The following is a 22289-nucleotide window of genomic DNA, read 5'->3' as shown; positions in this document are numbered from 1 at the left end:
TTTCATGAGCAACAGTGTATACGAAAACAGCATAATAAAAATATCACTTTATAGAGAGAAATCAAATGGGAGTGTTACATATGATCGTTCAAAATATGATGCAAAAGAATGTTGTAACGATTCATGAAAGCGAGACGATCGGTACAGCCATTCAACTAATGCTAGAAAAAGATGTTCGAAACTTGCCTGTCATTGATAACAACGGAGATCTACTAGGACTTGTTACAGATCGTGAAGTGAAGGATGCCAGTCCATCTATTTTTCACCAGAACGAACATCCAGAAGATTTTGAGAAGCCTGTTTCAAGCATTATGAAACAAGCTACCTTTTCAGCTCATCCTTTCGATATCGCAGAAGAACTTTCCACGATTTTTTATGAACATAATGTAAGCTGTATTCCTGTACTTGAAGAGACGAAGTTAGTTGGTCTAGTAACTGAACGAGAGATGCTTCATGCTTTTATCTTATTAACAGGTACTCATCAACCGGGGTCTCATCTAGAGGTAGCCGTCCCGAACGAGTCTGGTGAACTGGCTAAGGTTGCGAGTGTGTTGAAAGATTTTCACTTGAACATCAGCTCTGTCCTTGTCTATCCGTCTCATAATGAGCGAGAAAAGATTATCGTATTTCGCGTTGGTACGATGAACCCGCTTCCGGTCATCGAACACTTGATTGAAAACGGCTATGAAGTGAAGTGGCCACCTGTTCCGGGTGAACGCGATGAAAAATGATTCCGTTTTTGTTTATTCACCAGATCTTTTAGGATATAAGTTCAGTGACACCCACCCTTTCAATCAGCTTAGAGTACAACTTGCTTATGAGTTGTTAAGAGATTCAGGGTGTTTGGATGACGATCAGATTGTCTTACCTAGACAAGCGACAGATGAAGAGATCATGATGATTCATGATTCAGGGTATGTGGAAGCCGTAAAGCAGGCTGGAAAAGGACTGCTTAACCGTGAAATCGCTCTAAACTATGGACTTGGTACAGAAGATACTCCCATTTTTCCAAATATGCATGAAGCCAGCAGCTGGATCGTCGGTGCTACTCTTACAGCTGTAGATCATGTCATGGAGGGAAAGTCCAAGCATGCTCTTAGCCTAAGTGGAGGGCTGCATCACGGTTTTAGAGGCAAAGCTTCTGGATTCTGTATCTATAATGACAGTTCAATCGCTATCGAATATATGAAACGAAAATATAATGCACGTGTTTTATATGTCGATACGGATGCCCATCATGGTGATGGTGTGCAGTGGGCTTTTTATGATGATCCAGATGTTTGCACACTTTCCATACACGAAACAGGACGCTACTTATTTCCTGGAACAGGATCAATCCATGAAAAAGGAGCTGGCAAAGGGTATGGTTTCTCCTTTAATGTTCCTGTTGATGCCTTTACAGAAGATGAATCCTTCTTAGAGTGCTATGAAAGAAGTTTGTGGGAAGTTGCAGATTTTTTTAAACCGGACGTCATCATTACCCAAAATGGTGTTGATGCTCATTATTATGATCCTTTGACTCATTTGTCCGTAACGATGAAAACGTATACTGAAATTCCAAGGATTGCAAAGAAAGTCGCCGAAAAATATTGCGGCGGCCGCTGGATTGCAACAGGCGGTGGCGGTTATGATATTTGGCGTGTCGTTCCGAGGGCTTGGTCTTACCTTTGGTGTGTCATGAACGATCAAGCACCTTCCGGACAGATAGCAGAGAACTGGCTAAAGCGTTGGACGAGCGAGGCGAAGTATCCGCTTCCTCCTACATGGGAAGATGAATCCGGAATCTATAAACCAATTCCAAGGAAAGAAGAGATCACATCAAAAAACAGAGCAACATTGGAAAAAAGCTTATATTCCATTAAAAAGAGTTCATAAAAAAAGAGGACTATACCGTTTAGTCCTCTTTTTTTATACTTTTTGAGCCGGAAAACAGCTGTTCAAGCCATATTTTCTAATGAACACATTCATAATTTCACGGTAATCGAAAATATATCCACGGTAAATAGGATTAATTTCACGGTAATGTAAATTAATTTCACGGATAAAAATTTTTAACCACTTTTCGACAAATCCATAAGACCTCATGACCCTCAACCAAAAAAACTGACCCGTCCATTGACGGGTCAGTTCTCCAAAGTCACATTCTATAATGATTCTATAATGCTTTCGACCATGTCTGACGAACGACGTGCAGCTAATGCGGTGAATTCAGCAAAGCTAGCTGGCGCTTCACCGTTTGCTTTATCAGAGATCGAACGGATGATCACGAACGGTACTTCATTTAAGAATGAAGCCTGAGCCACTGCTGACCCTTCCATTTCAATGCAAGTTCCATTGAAAAGAGCAGAATATACTTCAACCAGTTCCCGATCAGCGATAAACTGATCACCGCTCAGTACTTTTCCGATCTTCACTTTCGGTCCTTGTAATCTTTCTGCTGCTGTTTCTGCAAGTTTTACTAACTGAGCATCTGCTTTAAACTCAGAATCAAACGCGAACATCGGAATCGTTCCTTTTGGAAAGTCAGGGCTCAATGCAGATGCATCCATATCGTGCTGCATCGCACTTGATGAGATTACAATGTCTCCTACTTCCAGTTCAGGATCAAGTGCACCTGCTACTCCTGTAAAAAGAACATGAGTAACTTGAAAGCGATCGATAAGAATCTGTGTGGTAATCGCTGCGTTAACTTTCCCTACGCCAGACTTACATAAAACGATCTCTTTGTTATGATGTGTACCTTCATAAAATTTATTTTGAGCAAAAACGCTCTCCCCATAGATATCCAGTGCTTCTTTCATATAAACGATTTCCTCGTCCATCGCACCGATGATGCCAATCCTCACTTCGCCCACCTCAACACTTCGTTATTGTTTTGTAGAATCTCTGAATTGAATACGATGAGGCAATACTACCGTATGTTCTTCAACTGTTTCTTTGTTCATAAGTTTTGTTAACAAGCGCATCGCTACAGCTCCGATATCATACATTGGCTGAACGACCGTTGATAATGTCGGACGCACCATCGTAGCAAGTCTTGTGTTGTCAAACCCAATCACTTCAATATCTTCTGGCACGCTCAAACCTCGGTCTTGTGCACCATGGATCACACCTAGTGCCATTTCATCCGTACCTACAAAGACAGCTGAAGGTTTGTTTCCACTGTCTAAGAAGCTTTCAATCGCTTCAATTCCAGAATCATATGTGTATTCACCAACGAATACTTGACTTTCATCAACCTTCTTACCGTGCTCTTCTAATGCTTTACGGTAACCGTTAAATTTGTAATAACCGTTGATTGGATCTTCTAATGGGCCAGTTACCATCGCAACAGAAGAATGACCTTTTTCAAGCAAGTGAGAAACTGCTTCATAAACAGCATTTTGATAATCGATGTTCACAGATGGAACTTCTTCGTTCATATCAACAGTAGCAGCCATTACGATTGGAACTGCCGCACGCTTGAATTCCTCTACATGCTCTTCTGTGATCTTCCCGCCCATAAATACAATTCCGTCCACTTGCTTACCTAGTAAAGTGTTTAACAGATGGATCTCTTTGTCCTTGTTCTGATCAGAGTTACAAAGGATAATGTTGTATTTATACATGGTGGCAATATCTTCAATCCCACGAGCTAATTCCGCAAAAAAGATGCTAGAGATATCCGGAATGATAACGCCGACCGTTGTTGTTTTCTTGCTTGCTAATCCCCTTGCTACTGCATTCGGGCGATAACCTAATCTTTCAATCGCTTCAAGTACTTTCTTTCTAGTAGATGGCTTGACGTTTGGGTTTCCGTTAACAACACGAGAAACCGTTGCCATTGAGACACCTGCCTCACGAGCTACATCATAAATTGTTGTATTCAAAAAAAATCCTCCTTATATACTGCATATCCGACAGCTATGTAATGCTATTATCATACGATAAAGTAGTAAAGTAGGCAATGAATAGAGACATGTTTCACCATTTATTCATACATTAAAAAAAGAATAAAATAAAATGAACCTATTTTACTTATTTTTGGCGAAAAAAGGCAGAATCATACGCTTTTTCAGAGTAGTTATTCCTATACAAAAAAACCGGCAGCTAAATCCTTAAGCTCACCGGTCCTATGTTGATCACTTATTAAACCATTTGATTGATTTTAAGAAAACGTGAGGAAACAAGTTCTTCAACAAACACTTGAAATTCTTCGATGTTCATCTGCTGTGCAGCATCTGATAAAGCCACTGCTGGATCAGGATGTACTTCTGCCATCACGCCATCCGCTCCGATCGCAAAAGCTGCCTTCGCTGCTGGAAGGAGCAAATCTTTTCTTCCTGTTGAATGGGTGACATCTACAAACACAGGCAGATGGGTTTCTTGTTTTAAGATCGGTACGGCTGTAATATCTAATGTGTTTCGTGTTGCTCGTTCATACGTACGAATCCCTCTTTCACAAAGGATGATCTGCCCGTTTCCTTGCGACATGATATACTCCGCCGAATTAATGAACTCCTCTAACGTTGCTGCCAGTCCTCTTTTTAATAGAACAGGCTTATTGAGCTTCCCTGCTGCTTTCAACAGCTCATAGTTCTGCATGTTTCGAGCACCAATTTGGATGATATCTAAATACTCACACGCCATATCAAGGTCTTGTGGATGGACGATCTCACTGATCACCGCACAATTGTATTCATCTGCCACTTTTTTTAGAATCTGAAGTCCCTCCACACCTAATCCTTGGAAATCGTAAGGTGACGTTCGTGGTTTGAATGCTCCTCCTCGTAATAGTCTTACCCCATTCTTTGTAACAGCATCTGCTACAGAAGCTGTTTGTTCATAACTCTCTACAGCGCACGGCCCAGCAATTAAAATAGGATTTCCGTTTCCGATCTCCATCCCCTTAACAGAGATAACCGTATCTTCAGGTCTTTGCTTTCTAGAGACAAGAAGTTCCTTTTTATGATCTACTTCCTGTAATTCTAGACCTGCTTTAAATATTTCTTTAAAAAGATGCTGAAGAGTACTCGTTTCAAATGGCCCCTCATTATCTGTTGAAATGAGATTTAACATATGTCTTTCTCTAACAGGATCGTACTTCTTCATACCTTGATCTGATTTGATCTTACCGATCCGCTGAACAAGCTCACCACGTTTATTGATTATCGCTAATAACTCTTTATTCACATCATCAAGTTCTGCTCGTAACGTGTTTAATTCTAGATGATTCATATCTTAGCACCTCAGTATTTATATAATGTAAGAAATATGATACATTTCTAATAATTAGGACGTTTTCTATCACTTATAAGACTACCTATACATCTATCGTAACAAAAAGAGGTGCCTTCGTGGACAAAAATCTTTTATTCGCATTAGATATCGGTACACGCTCCGTGGTCGGTATGATTTTAAAGCAGCATGAAAACGGAAAGTATGAAATTTTACATAAAAAAATGATCGAACATGAAGAGCGCTCTATGCTTGATGGCCAGATCCACCATATCCCTGCTGTTGCTAAAGTGATCAGGACTATAAAAAATCAGCTCGAACATGAAGTAGGTTCGCTTTCTAAAGTTTGTGTTGCTGCAGCAGGAAGAGCTCTTAAGACCGTGAAAGGCCGTTCTGAAAAAGATCTCTCACTAGGTGACATCACTTCAAATGAAGAAGTGATCCATATGGAACTTGCAGCGGTTCAGCAAGCTCAATATCAATTAGCGAGCTTATTAGATGAAAACTCCAATTTACTCTACGATTGCGTTGGATATTCTGTCCTTCATTATTATCTCGACGAGCAGGAGATCGGGAGCTTTATCGGTCAGCAAGGAAACAGAGCTAGTGTAGAAGTTATCGCTACATTTTTACCGAGAGTAGTTGTAGATTCCTTAATGAAAGCTCTAGAAGAAGCTGGCCTTGAAATGGAAGCTCTAACGTTAGAACCGATCGCAGCCATCAATGTGCTGATTCCGCCTTCTATGCGTAAGTTAAATGTAGCTCTTGTTGACATTGGAGCAGGTACTTCAGATATCGCGATAACTGCTCAAGGAACAGTTATTGCATATGGTATGGTACCGGTCGCAGGGGATGAAATTACGGAAGCAGTCAGTTCTGAGTTTTTGTTGGATTTTCCTGTAGCTGAGCAGATTAAACGTTCGTTAACGCAAGAATCTGAAATAATATACACAGATATCTTAGGATTTCCATCCAAGAAAGTCACATCTGAAGTGATTTCAACGATAGCCTATTCGATCGACAATTTGGCAGTAGGAATTACAAATGAAGTCCTTCGCTTGAACGGCAAAGCACCACAGGCGATCATGCTTGTGGGAGGAGGCAGTTTAACACCTCTATTACGCGAGAAAGTCGCTGAAAAGCTTACCCTGCCAATCGAGCGAGTTGCGATTCGTGGTCTTACCGCCATCCAATCATTGATCCCAACACTAAAAGAAGATGGCCCTGAACTCGTAACACCTGTAGGTATCGGTATTGCGGCTAAAGAAAATCCGGTTAAATATGTAACCGTCTCTGTGAATGGAAAGACAATACGTTTATTTCAAGTAAAAAAACTTACGATCGGTGATGCCTTGATCGCTGGAGGAGCTGATCTTTCGAAACTTTACGGTAAACCTGGAATGGGATTGATGGTTTCTGTGAATGGGAAGGTGAAGATGTTTAAAGGAAAGATCGGTTCAGCTCCTACCATTGAGATGAATGGTGTTCCTTGCACGCTATCAAATGAAATCTTAGAGGGTGCAACCATCCATTATGAACCTGGAAATAACGGCAAGGATGCAGAAATCTCGATAAAAGACGCAATTGATGATCACTCTGTCAAAACGTTATGGGTGAACGGGGAAGCTGAGACATTTGAAACGCATTATTATATAAATGAACAACGTGTATGCGCCAATACTTTATTATCTGATAGAGATGATTGTTATTATCGCTTCCCTTCAACCCTTTCAGATATTTTTGATCTGAAAAAGTGGAGTAGCGAAACAAAGAATTTGGATTTTACTCTTTTTGTAGATGGTAAACCGCTCTCTCTTCCTACTACAATCACGAGTACGGTGCATCTAAACGATCTAAGTGTTACCCTTCATACAGAATGGAACGACGGAGATCGTTTAGATTATCAACGTTCTGAAGAAGAGCAAGTAACTTTGAAACATGTAACGAACGCACTAGATCTAAACCTTCATCAGTCATGTACGATTATTTTTAATGAAGAAGAACTGACTCTTGTAAGACCACTTTATACATTCTACCGTGAAGAGGAAAAACTGTGTAGCGATTCAGTTCTTCATAGTCAGGAAAGACTTTTGATGAAAAAGACCAATCAACAACCGTTTATTTTTCAAGACGTTTTTACAGAAGTTGAACTTACACTTCAACCAAAACCAGGTGAAAGCCTGATTTTGTTAAAGAACGGAGAAAAAGCCGGCTTTCAAACCGAAATCCAAACAGGTGATCAATTACTATTAAAATTTGAAGTACTTGTTTAAAAAGAAAAAAGCGTAGCAATTTCTGCTACGCTTTTGTTTTTTCGTTCGCTTGTGCAAGCTTCTTATTCGTAATATTCCAGTGTGAATCATGCCAAACCACGTTATTTCCATCGAAAATTAAAACTTGAGGAGATTCGTGCTTCACTCCTGTTTGCTCAGCAATCGCATTACTTAGTGGTCTTGAATCTTGCACGTTCAGATAATACAACGTTTCATTCTCGTTATCAGCTGCAAACTTTTGGAATTCTTTAAAAGCTTCATGACTTACGGGACATGTTGTACTGTTTTTCATCAAGATAATGCGGTTTCTTTGTTCTTTTACTAAATTCCAATCTTGTTCGTTTTGTAATTGAATGAGTGACATATCGATTTCTACCTCCATAATAAAAAGAAAAGAAAAAGAAACAAGTTCTTTTTCTTATCTTTTCATATTCACACCATACTTATCAATATTTTTGCTCTACTAATTCTTGCTCATTAGCAGGATCATAATCCAGCTTACCTTCATCTTGGATATCATCTGTAATCTCACCATACAGTTCAGACGCGTTTTCTTCTTCTTTCGCACGCCACTTATCAATATCTTTGCGAAGATTTGAAGTTAGATCTTTAACCTTTGTTGCGACTTGGTTCGATTGTTCAGATACGGTCTTAACAATGTTTGAGGATTTTTCACGAGCCAAATGAGAGATCTCATTACTTTTATCCTTTAAATAGACAGCTTGTTCATTCAGATCGCTTCGCAATTCCTTCCCTGCTTTAGGCGCTAATAATAGCGCTGCTGCAGCCCCTAACATGCCACCAACAAGAGCACCGATAATAAAATCTTTGCTATCAATGTTTTGATTGTTGTTGTTGCTCATTTATACTCCTCCTCTGGAATATTGATTTGTCGCTGTGTCAACATTGGATTTTTTGAGTTTGTATTTTTCCCATAAATTCAATGCTGCATTTCCCCATTGAACCGCTTGCGATATTTGTTTAGACTGTCGCTCTGTTTCAACCGTAATCTGGTCTGTTACTTTGCGGACAGATTGGTTCACCTTTTGAACGGATTGACCGAAATCCTGAACTGCAGAAAACACGTTGTTAAGAGAATCTGATTTCTTTTGAACATCCTCGGCTAACTGGTTTGTTTTATGTAACAAATCGGTTGTCTCGCGCGTTACGCCATCTAATTGCTTCTCTAGACTTTCTAGCGTTACCGCGACATGATTGAGGGTAATTTGTAATGATTTCAAAGCCCCTGATAAAAAATAAACGAGTACGACAAATGCAACTGCGACTAATGCTACACTGATTGAGATAATGATATCCATTATTCGAGACACCTCCTGAAAGTATATTATTGCTTTTTCCCGAGTTTTTATCAAAGGAAACGTGTTTTTTTATAGTATTCTTTACCACTTCATTAAAATCCTTTTCTAGAACATTACAAATTGTTTAAATTAAGTTAAAATAAAGAAGATATCAAATATATAGGGGGCTTCTTCAACATGAGAGATCCAAGAATTCAACAACTAGCAAAAAACTTGATTACATATTCAGTAAACCTGCAAAAAGGTGAAAAAGTATTGATTGAAAACTTCGGCCTGCAAAAAGAACTCGTGAACGCACTTGTTCAAGAAGCATATGCTGCTGGCGGTTTTCCATTCGTTCTGTTAAAAGACCATTCTGTAATGCGCGCTCAATACACACAAGCAACTGAAGAACAAATGGAGATGATCGCTAAACACGAAGGTGATCTTATGAACCAGATGGATGCTTATATTGGTCTACGTTCAGGTGACAACATCAACGAAATGTCTGATGTACCTTCCGAAAAAATGGCGCTTTACGAAAAAACAATCTTTGCAATGCACCGTAAGATTCGTATCAAAAAGACGAAATGGTGTGTGCTTCGTTACCCGAACGCATCTATGGCACAATCTGCAAGCATGAGCACAGAAGCTTTCGAAGATTTCTATTTTGAAGTATGTAACCTTGATTATGGAAAAATGGATGACGCCATGACTGCACTAAAAGACCTCATGGATAAGACAGATAAAGTTCGCATCACAGGACCTGGAACAGATCTATCGTTCTCGATCAAAGATATTCCTTCCATTAAATGTTCTGGACAAAACAACATTCCAGATGGTGAAGTGTTTACAGCTCCAGTTAAAGATTCTGTTAGCGGAACGATTTCTTATAACACGCCTTCACCATATAACGGTTTTACATTCGAAAATGTACAGCTAACGTTTGAGAACGGGAAGATTGTAAAAGCAACAGCTAACGATTCTGAGCGTATTAACAAGATCTTCGATACAGATGAAGGTTCTCGTTATGTAGGTGAATTTGCGATCGGTGTAAATCCGTTCATCAAGCATCCGATGAAAGATATACTTTTCGATGAGAAGATTGATGGCAGTTTCCACTTTACGCCTGGACAAGCATATGAAGAAGCGTATAACGGTAATGAATCAAACATCCATTGGGATATGGTCATGATTCAACGTCCAGATTACGGTGGCGGAGAGATTTTCTTTGACGATGTGTTGATCCGTAAAGATGGTGTTTTCGTTCTACCTGAATTAGAGCAATTAAATCCTGAGAATATAAAGTAATACTAGTAGAAAAGCTCATGTAAGTAGTTGATTTTCGTTCCAAGATGCTCGCTTTCCGGGGGGGGCGTGCGGTGAACCTCCTAGCGCTCTGCGCTGTTAGGCACTACAATCAACTTATCAATGAAGCACTAGCCTTCACAGGTATAAACTTTCACGAATTAATCAAAAGTAAATACAAAAAAAAGACTTGCCGTCAGGCAAGTCTTTTTTTCTTAAGGTTTTGCAGTCAGTGTTTCCTCGTATGCTCTTTGGAATTTTTGAATATCTCCAGCACCCATGAACAATAAAACACCGTCATTGTATTTTTTTAGGACATCCACTTTATCTTCTGTAATGAATTGTGCGTTAGGGATTTTTTCTATCAAATTCTCGATCGAAAGATTCCCCGCATTCTCTCTTGCAGAACCAAAAATATCACATAGATAAACGTGATCTGCTTCACTTAAGGCTGCTGCAAATTCATCTAGAAACGTCTTTGTTCGTGTAAATGTATGTGGTTGGAAGATCGCTACCACTTCACGATTTTTATACTTATACTTTGTTGCTTCAATCGTTACTTTAATCTCAGTCGGATGATGAGCGTAGTCATCGATCAGAATCTGGTCACCTACTGATTTTTCAGAGAAACGTCTTTTAACCCCTGTGAAGCTCTTTAATTGCTCTTTAATGATATCCATGGGTAATGTTTCATAATGACAGATCGCAATGACTGCAAGGGCGTTCAAAACGTTATGTGTGCCGTATCCTGGAATCTGGAACGTCCCATAAAACGTGTTGCGAACAAATACATCAAATGTTGTTCCTTCATCACCACGATTAACATTCTTTGCTTGGAAATCATTATGATCACCAAAACCATAGAACACAACAGGTACTTGTGCATGAATCTCTTGAAGATTTGCATCATCACCACATGCGATGATCGCCTTTTTAACCTGCATCGCCATAGCCTGGAATGCACTGATCACATCTTTTAAATCAGAAAAATAATCAGGATGATCAAAATCAATGTTTGTGATTATCGCATAATCAGGATTATAAGATAAGAAATGTCTGCGATATTCACATGCTTCAAACACAAAGTATTCGCTGCCTTTGCTGCCTTTACCTGTTCCATCACCGATCAAATAGGAAGTAGGTTTTGCTGCACCTACAACATGTGCTAGTAATCCTGTAGTTGACGTTTTTCCGTGCGATCCCGTAACGGCGATCGATGTAAAGTTAGATAGATACTCTCCAAGAAAATGGTGATATCTATGAATAGGTATATTTTTTTCATTTGCAGCTTGAATCTCTTCATGCTGTTCGCCAAAAGCATTACCCGCGATAATCGTTTGTCCTTCTTCAACGTTGTTCTTGTCAAACGGTAACACCGGTATGTTTTTCTCTTCAAGTGCTGTTTGAGTAAAGATATATTGCTCAATATCAGATCCTTGAACATCATGACCAGTGTCATGAAGGATTTGTGCCAACGGGCTCATTCCTGTCCCTTTAATTCCAATAAAATGGTATTTTGTCATGTATAGCCCTCCACAAAAAGAACACCTTCTAAAAGGCCTATTTGTATTATTATATGCCTGCTGTTTGAATCGGTTATTTATGCACAGTCAGGCTTGATTCGGAATACTTGAACCATTATATCAAAGTTGTTGTCCTATCACCATGATAGACAAATGATAAAAGTCTAATAGACCTTTTTATCTATTTTTACCCAACTTCTCCAAAATAATGATACTTGTTATTCCACTAACTCTAGTCTTGGATTATGGCGATAGATTCTTCCAGCTTTTGCTTGATGCTGTTCGTTCATCATAACGTTATCACCGGTAAATCCAATATTAATCTTTAATAGATTGCTGCCTACCCCGTAAATATCTACAGGTACTTTTTGTTCTTCAAACTGCTCGATTCTTTCTTTCTTGAACCCACCGCTAACAACGATTTTGACATGTTGGTAGCCTTCTTCATCCAGCGCTTTTCGGAGTGCAAAGATCAATTCTGGATTGACGCCTCTAGGGTCAAACGAACCTAACACATCAGGGTTTCTAAAGAAATATTGATCGACCATCGTTCGCGAAGTATCAACCCTTACCCCTTTTAAAGTCTCTCCAAACACTCTTGCTACTTTTAAGGCATCTGTTATCACATCATTGTTATAATCAACGAGTGAGATAAGGTCGTCTTCAGGGTATTTTGCATGATAAGCTTTCGTAGCTTCCACTATGTCACCGTTGAAAATTTGAATGAGGGCATGTGGCATCGTGCCCATTCCTTTTTTGCCCCACCATTCATTCATCGCATGTGTAGCCTGTGCAGTTGAGCCGCCAATATAAGATGCATAACCATCTCCTGCTTGCTGTGCAAAATGATCATCTCGGTCTCCCATAAAGATGACCGGTTTCTGTACGCCCGATTTGCTAGCAGCTTTTACAACATTATAAACATTCGTTGCAACCGACGTTCTTCTGGCTAGTATGCCATCTATCATACCTTCTAAGAACCCAAAGTTTTGGTAAGGTCCCTTAATCGTTAACACCGTTTCAAACGGAGAAATCTTGTCTCCATCTTTTAGAGAATGGATCTCTAGAGAATCAACATCTTTAGCAAACGTTTTAATAAGAGCGATCGCTTCATCCGAACCGCACAGAACAGCATCACTCTTTTGAAAGAACTGCATGGTTACGATATTATCTGGTTTAAATGATTCTACAATCTCACACGTTTTTAGAAAATAAACAGCAGAGAACCAGCCTTCTCTGATCCGTTCATCAAATTTAAATGTTTTATTTGTTAGCCGCTTGATCTTACCTTGCAGCTTTAATTCTATCTCTTTCATTAGATTACTCCTCATGACTTATTCCAAGGTATAAAAGAAAGGGAACTATTCCCCACACTATAATAGCGAACAAGGCACAATAACTCAAGAAAATCATTTAATAGAGACTTTTAGAGAGCAACCAGAAACTGAAATAAATGAATAATCGGTCAAATTTGTCGATATAAATGAAATTTTGCTGATAAAAGATATTTCCCGCCGATATAATCGGTTTCTTGCCGATATACCTTTATTCTTGCCGATATTCTTACTTTCTACCGAAGTGTGAACTTCACCACTCTGCTTACAAAAGAAGAGCTGATGTAAGGCGTCCCTTACAATCAGCTCTTTCTGATTACTTCATTACTCTACACCACTATATAGACGATTCTCTAGTTCTTCTTGTGTAAGAAGAACATGTCTTGGTTTACTTCCCATCGTTTCAGAGACGAGGCCGAAGCTTTCCATCATGTCTACTAATCTTGCTGCACGGTTGTAACCAATTCTAAATCTACGCTGCAAGCTAGAAGAGGATGCTGCACCTACTTCGATTACATAGTAACATGCTTCTTCAAAAAGCTCGTCTTCTACTTCTGTAGTTTGCTGATGCTGAATCAGTTCTTCACGTGTAAAAAGATATTCGGTTTGATATTCTTCTTTTACGTAACGCGCTACTTCTTCAATTTCTTCATCAGAAACGAACGTACCTTGAATACGGACCGCTTTGTTCGAGCCATTTTCCATAAAGAGCATGTCGCCTCGCCCTAATAATCGTTCCGCACCACTCATATCTAGAATGGTTCGCGAATCAATCGCAGACGAAACGGCAAATGCTGTACGAGTTGGTACATTGGCTTTGATCAGCCCAGTGATAACATCTACGGATGGACGCTGTGTTGCGAGTAGAAGATGAATTCCACATGCTCTTGCTTTCTGAGCAATTCGGCAGATTGCTTCTTCAACTTCTTGCGGTGATACCATCATAAGATCTGCCAATTCATCAATGACTACAACAATATATGGCATCTTGTTCTTATAATGCTGCTCTTCTTCCATCTTTTGATTGTAACGTTTGATCTCACGTACACCTGTTTTTGCAAACTCTTCATACCGGCGTTCCATTTCTTCAACCGCCCATTTCAAAGCAGCTGTAGCTTCTTTTGCATCTGTGATAACAGGAGTCACTAGATGCGGGATATGATTGTATGGTGCGAGTTCGACCATTTTAGGATCGACAAGTAACAGTCTGACATCTTCCGGCTTTGCTTTATACAGCAAGCTCACAAGTATAGAATTGATACAAACGCTCTTTCCTGAACCTGTAGCACCTGCGATAAGTCCGTGAGGCATCTTTTGGAGATCTGTTACTACAGGTGCTCCTGAAATGTCTAAACCAAGAGCCACTGTTAAGGAAGAAACTGAATCCTTAAACACATCATCTTCAATGATCTCACGTAAATAAACAGCTCTGCTATGCTGGTTGGGAACTTCTATACCGATTGCATTCTTTCCTGGGATCGGCGCTTCAATTCTTATATCACGAGCAGCGAGGCTAAGTTTTATATCATCTGTAAGATTTGTAATCTTGTTTACCTTAACGCCTGGAGCGGGTTGAACTTCGAACCTTGTTACGGCAGGGCCTTTTGTCATATGAACTACTTTTGCGTTCACATTAAAGTTATCCAATGTTGATTGAAGTGTAAGCTTTTGTTCGTTTAACCAAAGATCATCATCTTCAAGTGATATCTTCGCTTTATTCAATAATGACATTGGAACAAACAGCTGATTTTTTACAGATTCAGCACTTTGATGAATGTTTATTTCTTTTCTTGCTGTTTGTCTACTTTCTGACTGACGCATTTTTGGATTTGAAACACTGCTTAGTGACTTTCTGTCTTTTTTTAGCATCAGCACATTGAATGGAACGAATTGACCTCCACTTTTTGGAGCTTCTTTCTTAGGCGGAGTCTGTTCAATGACTACATCTTCTTGTACTTGCTTCTCTGACTTACTTGGGGCTACCTCTTGAACATATTGTGTATCAGGTTTCTCCACACGTTCATCAGCAGGTTCTGATTCATCAACAGGCTCAATCATTTCATCCTGTTTCTCCACATTTAACGTGTCAGGTGCAACCTCGAAGACCTCCTCTGACACATGCTCTTGGTGTTCGATAACTATTTCAAGCGACTCATTTTGTTGTTCTTCTTCAGATGCTACATCCTGACCCAAGATTATTACTTCATCTTCAACCGGTAATTGTTCTGGTTCAACCATACTTTGATTCGAATCTTGAAATTGAGAAATCTCACGCCGAATCTCTTGTGAATCCATCGTGTCTTCTGTTGTTGCAGCTGGAAGAACTTCTTCAACAGTCTTTAAAAGTTCTTCTGTCACAGAATCCTTCTCAGGTATATCTCTACCGATGAACAAGATACCTTCTGGCTTTCTCTTTCCATACCCGTATACAGGAGAAGGTACATCTGTAGGCGTAAACCTTGATTTCACTTCAGGAGTGGTTTCCTTTTGTTCAGGCTTTACCTTTGCATCATTCTTATTTCTTCTCTCATATCCGTAAACAGGCGATGGAACGTTAGATGCTTTGAATGCTTGACGTTTTGGTTCCTGGCTAAAATTAGTTGATTTGGCTTGAATTCTTCTGTTGTCTTTTTGAAGAGATCGTTGCTCACGTACAGGGCGCTCATCTCGGTATGGTTTTTCTTCCCTAACAGGGGCTTTATACTGTTGTGTCTCTTTCTGCTGATATGTATGTCGTTGTACAGGTGGTTTTGCCGTTTTTTCATCCGGGATCACAGGAAAACGAAATGGCGCATTCTCTGGATACTTATGCAGCATTTTCGCAGGATGCTGTATATTTGATTGAGACGGTTTTCTCCCATTGTTTACAAAAGGAACTGACCTCGTCTTTTCTGTACTTTCCTTTTTTTCGGTTGCTTGTTGCTTTTTTACTGGCTCTTGGTTTTGCTTTCTCTCATCCTCATAATAGGAATCATCTTCATTTTCATCGTCAAAAAACGTATTCATTAATTTTTTTATCCAACTCATCTTCTCACCTATTTCTGTTGGTTGTTTCTTTATTGTAGCGAAAATAGAAGAGAAACAATAGTCTAAATATTCATCAATAGCACATGCGTCTAAAAAGATAAGAAATAAAAACCACTAGATGATCTAGCGGCTTTTATTATTAATCAATCTGTTGTTTCTTCTTCTACTGGTCTATTCTTGGCTAAAATAAAGACAGGTTCTAGCTCTTTGTTTTCATACATAAACGGTAAAGCCGTGATTGGTACTCGTCCGTTCATAAAAAATTGCATCGCCATCTGAGCCAAGACATCGTATCCTTGCTTATTTTTGATATCTGCAACGATCAATACATCTTGATGTGGTATGGCAACTGCCATTTCTCCGGTAATGTTTTTCTTCATTTCTTCTAAGAACTGAACATTCAGGATTCTGCTCGCATCGTAACCATCGTTATGGTTTAAAAAGAAGAACGTATTTCCCGCAACTTGGTCTTCTTTATAATCTGTTGATAATCGTTTTACATTGAACTTTGCTGCATCAAGTATTTGAGACTTTTCTACCTCCAACGCCTTCATCTTATTATTCGTTAGAAGTTTGTAGGTTTTGCCTAGGTCTAAAGCATAATAAATCCTCGTCTCTGCTGTATGCTCTTGATAGAACAGTTCTTCTCCTTCTGGTGTTTCTGTAGGAAAGGAAGCAGAACGAATGACTGGGAAGATGCGTGATAGGCTATTCGAACTCTCATCTTCATGGGACGCGGCGTTCAATCCTTCTTCTACGTAGTAAACAAGTTTATCGATAAGCTCATCTTTTTCTTTCGACCAGCGCGCACTGAGACCTCCGAGAGATAAAGATACACCTTTACCCGTTAACTTATTCGTAATTCGCAGTGTTTCATCTTCTCTATCATATGAAAATTCTCTGGTTGGACTCATTAGTCTCTCTTGTAACGTTTTCTTTAGTTTAATGGAACTGCTCATATATGAATCCTCCTTTCCTAAACTACGGTTACTCGTAACGTGAAAAACCTCCTAATGGAGGTTTTTGTTCGTTTACTTGCTGTTCTCTTCTTTATATTCTACTACTACTTCTGTTCCTAGTCCGCCACGTGCGTTCCAGTTTCCTACTACTTTTATATACTTTGGTTTAAGCAGCTTCACTAGATCTTCCAAAATACGATTTGTAGCATGCTCTTGATAGATTCCAACATTACGATATGAAGTTAGATAATACTTCAATGACTTCATTTCTACTAGATCTTCATTTGGAATGTAGCTGATGATGATATCAGCAAAGTCCGGAAGACCTGACCAAGGACATACAGATGTAAATTCAGTCGTAGGAATGGTTACCATTGTATCTTTTCCTACATACTCATATGGAATTGTTTCTAATATATCAACGAGGATTACGTTCTCATCTTGGATGTCAAAACGAATTCCTTCATATTTACTGTGATTTACTTCAACTTTAGCCATTAAAAAAACTTCCCTTCACCTAAAAAAATATCATTTTTCGTTATTATAACATACTCTTTTGACCTATTTTGAAGGAATGTTAAGCTCTTCTAAAAAGGCAACAATCTGCTCTTTTGTTTTTCTCTCTTTATTCACATAACGTCCGATCTCTTCGCCGTCCTTAAATGCTAAAAAGCTCGGTATACCAAAAATATCATGCTCTTGACAAAGTTCGATCAGTTCATCACGATCCACATAGACAAATTGATAGTTTGAATATTCTTCTTCAATTTCTGGTAGGATCGGCTTAATTACCACACAATCCGGACACCAATCAGCAGAAAAGACAGCTATTGTAACGTCCTTTTTGATTGTTTCTTTAAATTGTTCGATCGATTTGATATTTTCCATTTAGATCGTCTCCATATTGATTCAGCTTCATATCGCCAAATTTAATATATCCTTTTTTTCTTAACCATTCTGAAAGTATCAAACTAATGATAATGGGTCCTATAAAATGCAAAATAAATATAGCAAGAAACGTTTCAAAGGTAAAGCCCATCGTCCTGAGCGTCATAATTTGCCCTACGAGGCCACTTGTACCCATCCCTGCTCCGGCTGGAATATTCTCCATTTGAAAATAAAGTGTTCCGATGGGTGCTAATAGGATACCTGCAACTGTTGGCGGAATTAAGATATACGGATTTCTCACCACATTCGGAAACTGTAGTTTTGATGTTCCGATTCCTTGGGTAAGCCAGCCTCCAAATCCATTTTCCCGGTATGAACTTGTGGCAAACCCTATCATTTGAGCTGCACATCCAATTGTTGCTGCACCAGCGGCTAGACCCTCTAGGCCAAGCATCATCGCAATTGCGGCAGAAGAAATCGGACCTGTTAGTGCAAAACCAAGCAATAGAGCTACTAATATCCCCATGATCAACGGTCTCTGTTCGGTTGACCACATAACAAGCTGACCAAATGCCTTCATGAATTGATCAATTCCTGGTCCGATAAATGTTGCAATCGTAAAACCTGTAAAGATCGTAACTGCAGGTGTGATTAAAATATCAAACTTCGTTTCTTCAGACACTAGCTTTCCTGTTTCTACAGCAATCAACGCTGCTACATAACAACCCGCAACACTCCCTAGATCCGCTCCTGCTGCCCCCGCTATACCTGCTGAAAAGATAACGAGTGGAGGTGCTTTTAATCCGTACGCCACTGCCGTACCGATCACTGGACCCATCAAAGTCATCGCTAACTGTCCCATCTCTGTGAAAAATGGAAGCGAGAGTTGCTCACCAATCGTCTTTAGAATCAGTCCTACGATAAGCGATGCCATCAATCCTAGTGCAAAATATTGAAACCCCGTAATAAAATACGTTTTTGGGGATAGAGTTACCCCTTTTTTATTTAAAAAATCCCTCATATGAAATGACTCCTTTTGCTGTTCTGTTAAACATGTCCCCCAAACATTATAACTTGTTTTAAACCCATGTAAAGACAGGTGTAAAGCTAATTAGTTTTATATACAATTCTTTTTACTTTGAAACTTAAAATAATTCAAAAAAGACCGATAAAATGGCAGGGGGGAATTCATATGAACATGTCGATACGAAGAAGAGTGCGACTGATGCTTTTCATCAGTTTAGCCGGAATGGTACTATTACTTGCATTTATTGGATTATTTTTATGGCAGAACACCCAAATGGAAGAGGAAAGAGATCAAGTACAACTAACATTACGTTCTAGTAATGATATTCAAAGTACATTTAATGAAGTGCGTAAACTTGAACAAGAGTATTTAAGAGATCCTAGCACAGAAGCTAAAGAAAAAGTTTTAACTTCATTGAGTGACTTGCAAAAAGCAACAACTAAAATAGCTAAAGAAACGAACAGTTCTTCAATTAAAGGAATAGAAAAAGACCTGTCTGCTTATCAAACATCGTTTAATTCTGCCACAAGCCTTACTACACAACTTAACTCATTAAAGCAGATGATGACAGAAACATCTAACAACTTTTATGAATCAGTAAAAGCCATGAACGACCAAGCTTTATTGATCACACTGCTGCAGATGCAAACGTATGAAAAAGATGTTCATATTAAGTATGACAGCACGACGGTTGAAAGCTTTAAAGAAAGTGCTCAAACGTTTGATCGAATGTTAGATGAGAAAAACCTGCCTGCTGATCAGTTGTCTACTTTTAAATCAAATTTATTAAAATATACAACCTCTGCAGATACGATCCAATCGATCACAAAAAAGATCGGGGATGATATTTCGACTTTTGAAAAGATCGCTAATGTTGTAGATCAATCAACGAAAGATGCAGAAAGTAACTTGCAGAAGGAAAATGTTGAATTAACGAAAAACCAAAAATCAGTTAAGTTTTGGCTGACGATCAGTTTAATTGGTTTGAGTGTCGTAATCTTATCGATATTAAGTGTGATCGGTGTTTGGCTTCTACGGTCGATCCAATCCTCAATTTCGGTACTTAAAGAAGGAGCTGCCATTATTGGTGATGGTGATCTTTCTTACCGTGTAGAGACGAAATCTAAGGATGAAATGGGAGAACTAGCTCAAACCTTTAATCGTATGGCTGAAAAAATGCAAAAATCAATGAACGAAGTAAAAGATGCCGCTGAGAAACTAACGAGTTCATCTCAAAACTTAGCAGCCGTATCAGAAGAAACCACCGCACAAAGTGATGAAGTGACAGAAGCGATCTCTCAAGTAGCTACAGGAGCTCAAAGTCAGGCTGATCATCTGCAAGAATGTACACTTTTGCTTTCTGATGTGACTGGATATATTAAAGAAACGGCTTCGATCAGTGACGAGATTGCTTCTGATGCCATGCAAGCTGAAAACGAAGGAAAAGCAGGATCCAATATCGTCCATCAACTAAATACACATTCTGAGAACTTTTTAGAACTTGCTCAAAGTCTTATTTCAGAAATTCAAGACGCGAGCAAACAATCCAAACAGATTCATTCAATCGTTGAAACGATCCAAGAGATAGCAGGAAGTACTGACCTTCTTGCACTTAATGCAGCCATTGAATCCGCAAGAGCTGGTGAAGCAGGTAGGGGCTTTTCCGTTGTTGCCAGTGAAGTTCGAAAACTTGCTGAGCGTTCTAAGAATGAAGCACTAAGAATTCAGCAGCTAGTAAAATCCATGACATATCAAATGGAATTGTTATCAAAAGAAACAGTGCGCTTTGAGCAATATCGTGTTGATCAAGTTGAATCTGTTCAACAGACAGAAAAAGCGTTTTCAAGCATCATTCAAAATGTTTCTCAAATTAACGGAAGAATCTCTCAAGTAAAAAGTGCGATCGGTCGTGTTGAATCCGCTAATGAAAACTTATCTGAAAAGCTCTTTGAAGTGAGTGCGATATCTGAGGAATCCGTTGCTACAAGTGAACAAGTTAGTGCCTCAAGTATTCACCAAAAAGAAGCCATTCACCAAGTAAACATTGCTGCGACAGAACTGCAAGAAATTGCGCTCACTTTGCAAGAAGAAGTAGACCAATTTTCTTTAGGTGAAAGAGAAAATCTAATCACTGATGAAGAGATAGGTTTTATCGATACTTACCATGAAGCAGCAGCAACAGTTGATGATAGTGATGCAGAAGAGCTTGAAGCTCCAGACGATGAGTACAGAGAAGAAATTGAAGCAGAGACAGAAGTAACACCTGATCACCATGTTGATGTAGAGGAAATAGAGGATGATACGGAGTCTGTTCATTCTTTAGATCGTGAAACTAAAAAAGAAGATTAAGTATAAAAACCCGGTGATCACTCGCCGGGTTTAATAATTTCCACTCAATTGAGTATATTTTCTATGTTCTTTATACGTTTTTGAAAAGTAATGACTCCATGTACCATTCTGTTTTGCAACAAAGTAAAAATAGTTATGCTTTTCGGGATCTGCTGCGGCTTTTAAAGAAGATAGGTCTGGACTAGAAATCGGCCCTGGCGGCAGACCCTTATTGATATACGTATTGTACGGACTTTTAATCTTAATGTCTTTTCTTCTTAATGTTGCTTTTGGTTTTTCTAGCAAGTATTGAACAGTAGAGCAGGATTGCAGTTTCTTCTCTTCTTCTAACCTATTCACAAAAACACCAGCGATCCTACGTTTCTCTTCATTCAAAAGAGCTTCTTGCTCAATAATTGAAGCTAATGTTATCATTTCATATGGTGTTTGATCACTTTTAATTGTAATTTCTGTTGTTTCTTCGATTAGTCTTTCAGTCATTTGATGAATAACTTTATCTGCTCTCATTTTCTTCTCAAGATAATAAGTGTCAGGAAAAAGAAGTCCTTCCACAGCAAATTTTGTATCCGATTCTTTTACTTTCTTGTTTATTCCTAATTGTTCTTGTTGATTAACAGTTAATGTATCCCACGATTTTGCTACTTCAATAAATTGATTTCTATCCACAATTCCCGCTTTGCTTAATCGATCTGCTATCTCTATAACTGTCAAACCTTCTGGAATGATCACTTCAATGGCTTCTGTTTCATTTTCCAAAGTAGATAGATCTTGCAGAATCTCTTTGTACCCTTTTCCTTGTTTAATCGTATGTTCTCCTGCTATAACTTCACTTTTCTTTCCAGTAACTGTTGCATAAACGGTAAATAAAAATGGGCTTTTAATAAATTCGTTTTCTCTTAAATGATCGGATATCGTTTCAAAATCACTGTTTTCTTTTATAACAAAAGCCTTCTCTGCTGTTCCTTTAGGTGGTGAGACTTCATATACGACCCAGCCAACACAAAAAGCGATGAGGACAACACACAAGATCAGTACTCTTTTCGAATATGAGTTCAAAGTTAAAATCCGCCTAACGTTTTTGTTTCT

The 22289-nt window shown here is 38.9% G+C and carries 19 protein-coding genes; 5 read left to right on the top strand and 14 right to left on the bottom strand.

Annotation, left to right across the window (positions count from 1 at the left end):
• The first annotated feature begins 80 nt into the window (after positions 1-80).
• Positions 81-731 carry an acetoin utilization AcuB family protein gene (locus tag IHV11_RS02945; RefSeq protein WP_197189585.1) on the top strand — a complete coding sequence of 217 codons (651 nt, stop codon included), beginning with the start codon at positions 81-83 and terminating at the stop codon, positions 729-731.
• Positions 721-1875, top strand: coding sequence for an acetoin utilization protein AcuC (locus tag IHV11_RS02940; RefSeq protein WP_197193647.1), 1155 nt, complete (start codon positions 721-723; stop codon positions 1873-1875). The genes IHV11_RS02945 and IHV11_RS02940 overlap by 11 nt, the downstream gene beginning before the upstream one ends.
• Before the next feature lie 269 nt (positions 1876-2144).
• Here IHV11_RS02940 and IHV11_RS02935 read toward each other — a convergent pair whose 3' ends face one another.
• The 3 genes from IHV11_RS02935 to IHV11_RS02925 all read right to left on the bottom strand — a co-directional run bounded on the left by IHV11_RS02935 (position 2145) and on the right by IHV11_RS02925 (position 5217).
• Positions 2145-2846 carry a 5'-methylthioadenosine/adenosylhomocysteine nucleosidase gene (locus IHV11_RS02935; protein ID WP_197131667.1) on the bottom strand — a complete coding sequence of 234 codons (702 nt, stop codon included), beginning with the start codon at positions 2844-2846 and terminating at the stop codon, positions 2145-2147.
• Between the two features lie 21 nt (positions 2847-2867).
• Positions 2868-3869 (bottom strand): catabolite control protein A, encoded by a 1002-nt coding sequence (gene ccpA / locus IHV11_RS02930; protein WP_197131669.1) that lies wholly within the window; start codon positions 3867-3869, stop codon positions 2868-2870.
• A 259-nt stretch (positions 3870-4128) separates the two neighbouring features.
• Complete coding sequence (locus IHV11_RS02925) at positions 4129-5217, bottom strand: bifunctional 3-deoxy-7-phosphoheptulonate synthase/chorismate mutase (protein ID WP_197193646.1); 1089 nt, start codon at positions 5215-5217, stop codon at positions 4129-4131.
• A gap of 119 nt (positions 5218-5336) precedes the next feature.
• Here IHV11_RS02925 and IHV11_RS02920 point away from each other — a divergent pair, with 119 nt between their 5' ends.
• A complete protein-coding gene (locus IHV11_RS02920) occupies positions 5337-7490 on the top strand; it encodes a cell division protein FtsA (RefSeq protein ID WP_197193645.1) in 2154 nt (717 codons plus the stop codon).
• A 25-nt stretch (positions 7491-7515) separates the two neighbouring features.
• Here IHV11_RS02920 and ytxJ read toward each other — a convergent pair whose 3' ends face one another.
• The 3 genes from ytxJ to IHV11_RS02905 form a co-directional block, all read right to left on the bottom strand.
• Positions 7516-7854 (bottom strand): bacillithiol system redox-active protein YtxJ, encoded by a 339-nt coding sequence (gene ytxJ, locus IHV11_RS02915; RefSeq protein ID WP_197131683.1) that lies wholly within the window; start codon positions 7852-7854, stop codon positions 7516-7518.
• Between the two features lie 82 nt (positions 7855-7936).
• The gene (locus IHV11_RS02910) at positions 7937-8353 is read right to left on the bottom strand and encodes a YtxH domain-containing protein (RefSeq protein WP_191751970.1); all 417 of its coding nucleotides are present in this window, start codon (positions 8351-8353) and stop codon (positions 7937-7939) included.
• Positions 8354-8809 carry a DUF948 domain-containing protein gene (locus tag IHV11_RS02905; RefSeq protein ID WP_197189589.1) on the bottom strand — a complete coding sequence of 152 codons (456 nt, stop codon included), beginning with the start codon at positions 8807-8809 and terminating at the stop codon, positions 8354-8356.
• Between the two features lie 177 nt (positions 8810-8986).
• Here IHV11_RS02905 and IHV11_RS02900 point away from each other — a divergent pair, with 177 nt between their 5' ends.
• Positions 8987-10099, top strand: a complete 1113-nt coding sequence (locus IHV11_RS02900; protein WP_197193644.1) for an aminopeptidase — start codon at positions 8987-8989, stop codon at positions 10097-10099.
• A gap of 212 nt (positions 10100-10311) precedes the next feature.
• Here the strand turns inward: IHV11_RS02900 and murC are convergent, their stop codons facing one another.
• The 7 genes from murC to IHV11_RS02865 form a co-directional block, all read right to left on the bottom strand.
• Complete coding sequence (gene murC, locus IHV11_RS02895) at positions 10312-11619, bottom strand: UDP-N-acetylmuramate--L-alanine ligase (RefSeq protein WP_197131692.1); 1308 nt, start codon at positions 11617-11619, stop codon at positions 10312-10314.
• Positions 11620-11837: 218 nt separating this feature from the next.
• Positions 11838-12935 (bottom strand): nicotinate phosphoribosyltransferase, encoded by a 1098-nt coding sequence (locus IHV11_RS02890; protein ID WP_197193643.1) that lies wholly within the window; start codon positions 12933-12935, stop codon positions 11838-11840.
• A 342-nt stretch (positions 12936-13277) separates the two neighbouring features.
• Positions 13278-15980 (bottom strand): DNA translocase FtsK, encoded by a 2703-nt coding sequence (locus tag IHV11_RS02885; protein ID WP_197193642.1) that lies wholly within the window; start codon positions 15978-15980, stop codon positions 13278-13280.
• Positions 15981-16123: 143 nt separating this feature from the next.
• Positions 16124-16939: a DUF1444 family protein gene (locus IHV11_RS02880; RefSeq protein ID WP_197189592.1), complete on the bottom strand. Its 816-nt coding sequence runs from the start codon at positions 16937-16939 to the stop codon at positions 16124-16126.
• A gap of 72 nt (positions 16940-17011) precedes the next feature.
• Positions 17012-17437 carry a preQ(1) synthase gene (queF, locus tag IHV11_RS02875; protein WP_066396893.1) on the bottom strand — a complete coding sequence of 142 codons (426 nt, stop codon included), beginning with the start codon at positions 17435-17437 and terminating at the stop codon, positions 17012-17014.
• 63 nt (positions 17438-17500) lie between these two features.
• On the bottom strand, positions 17501-17827 hold the full coding sequence (locus tag IHV11_RS02870) for a thioredoxin family protein (RefSeq protein WP_197193641.1): 327 nt from the start codon (positions 17825-17827) through the stop codon (positions 17501-17503).
• Complete coding sequence (locus tag IHV11_RS02865; protein ID WP_197193640.1) at positions 17796-18848, bottom strand: PTS transporter subunit IIC; 1053 nt, start codon at positions 18846-18848, stop codon at positions 17796-17798. Before IHV11_RS02865 ends, IHV11_RS02870 begins: the two co-directional genes overlap by 32 nt.
• A 171-nt stretch (positions 18849-19019) precedes the next feature.
• Here IHV11_RS02865 and IHV11_RS02860 point away from each other — a divergent pair, with 171 nt between their 5' ends.
• Positions 19020-21203, top strand: coding sequence for a methyl-accepting chemotaxis protein (locus IHV11_RS02860; RefSeq protein WP_197193639.1), 2184 nt, complete (start codon positions 19020-19022; stop codon positions 21201-21203).
• Positions 21204-21233: 30 nt separating this feature from the next.
• Here IHV11_RS02860 and mltG read toward each other — a convergent pair whose 3' ends face one another.
• Positions 21234-22259: an endolytic transglycosylase MltG gene (mltG, locus tag IHV11_RS02855; protein WP_197193638.1), complete on the bottom strand. Its 1026-nt coding sequence runs from the start codon at positions 22257-22259 to the stop codon at positions 21234-21236.
• Positions 22260-22289: the final 30 nt, after the last annotated feature.

Source organism: Fictibacillus sp. 26RED30, from assembly GCF_015903845.1.
Classification (GTDB): domain Bacteria; phylum Bacillota; class Bacilli; order Bacillales; family Fictibacillaceae; genus Fictibacillus; species Fictibacillus phosphorivorans.
Note: the sequence above shows the minus strand (reverse complement) of the source record. Positions and strands in the feature narration are given on the sequence as shown.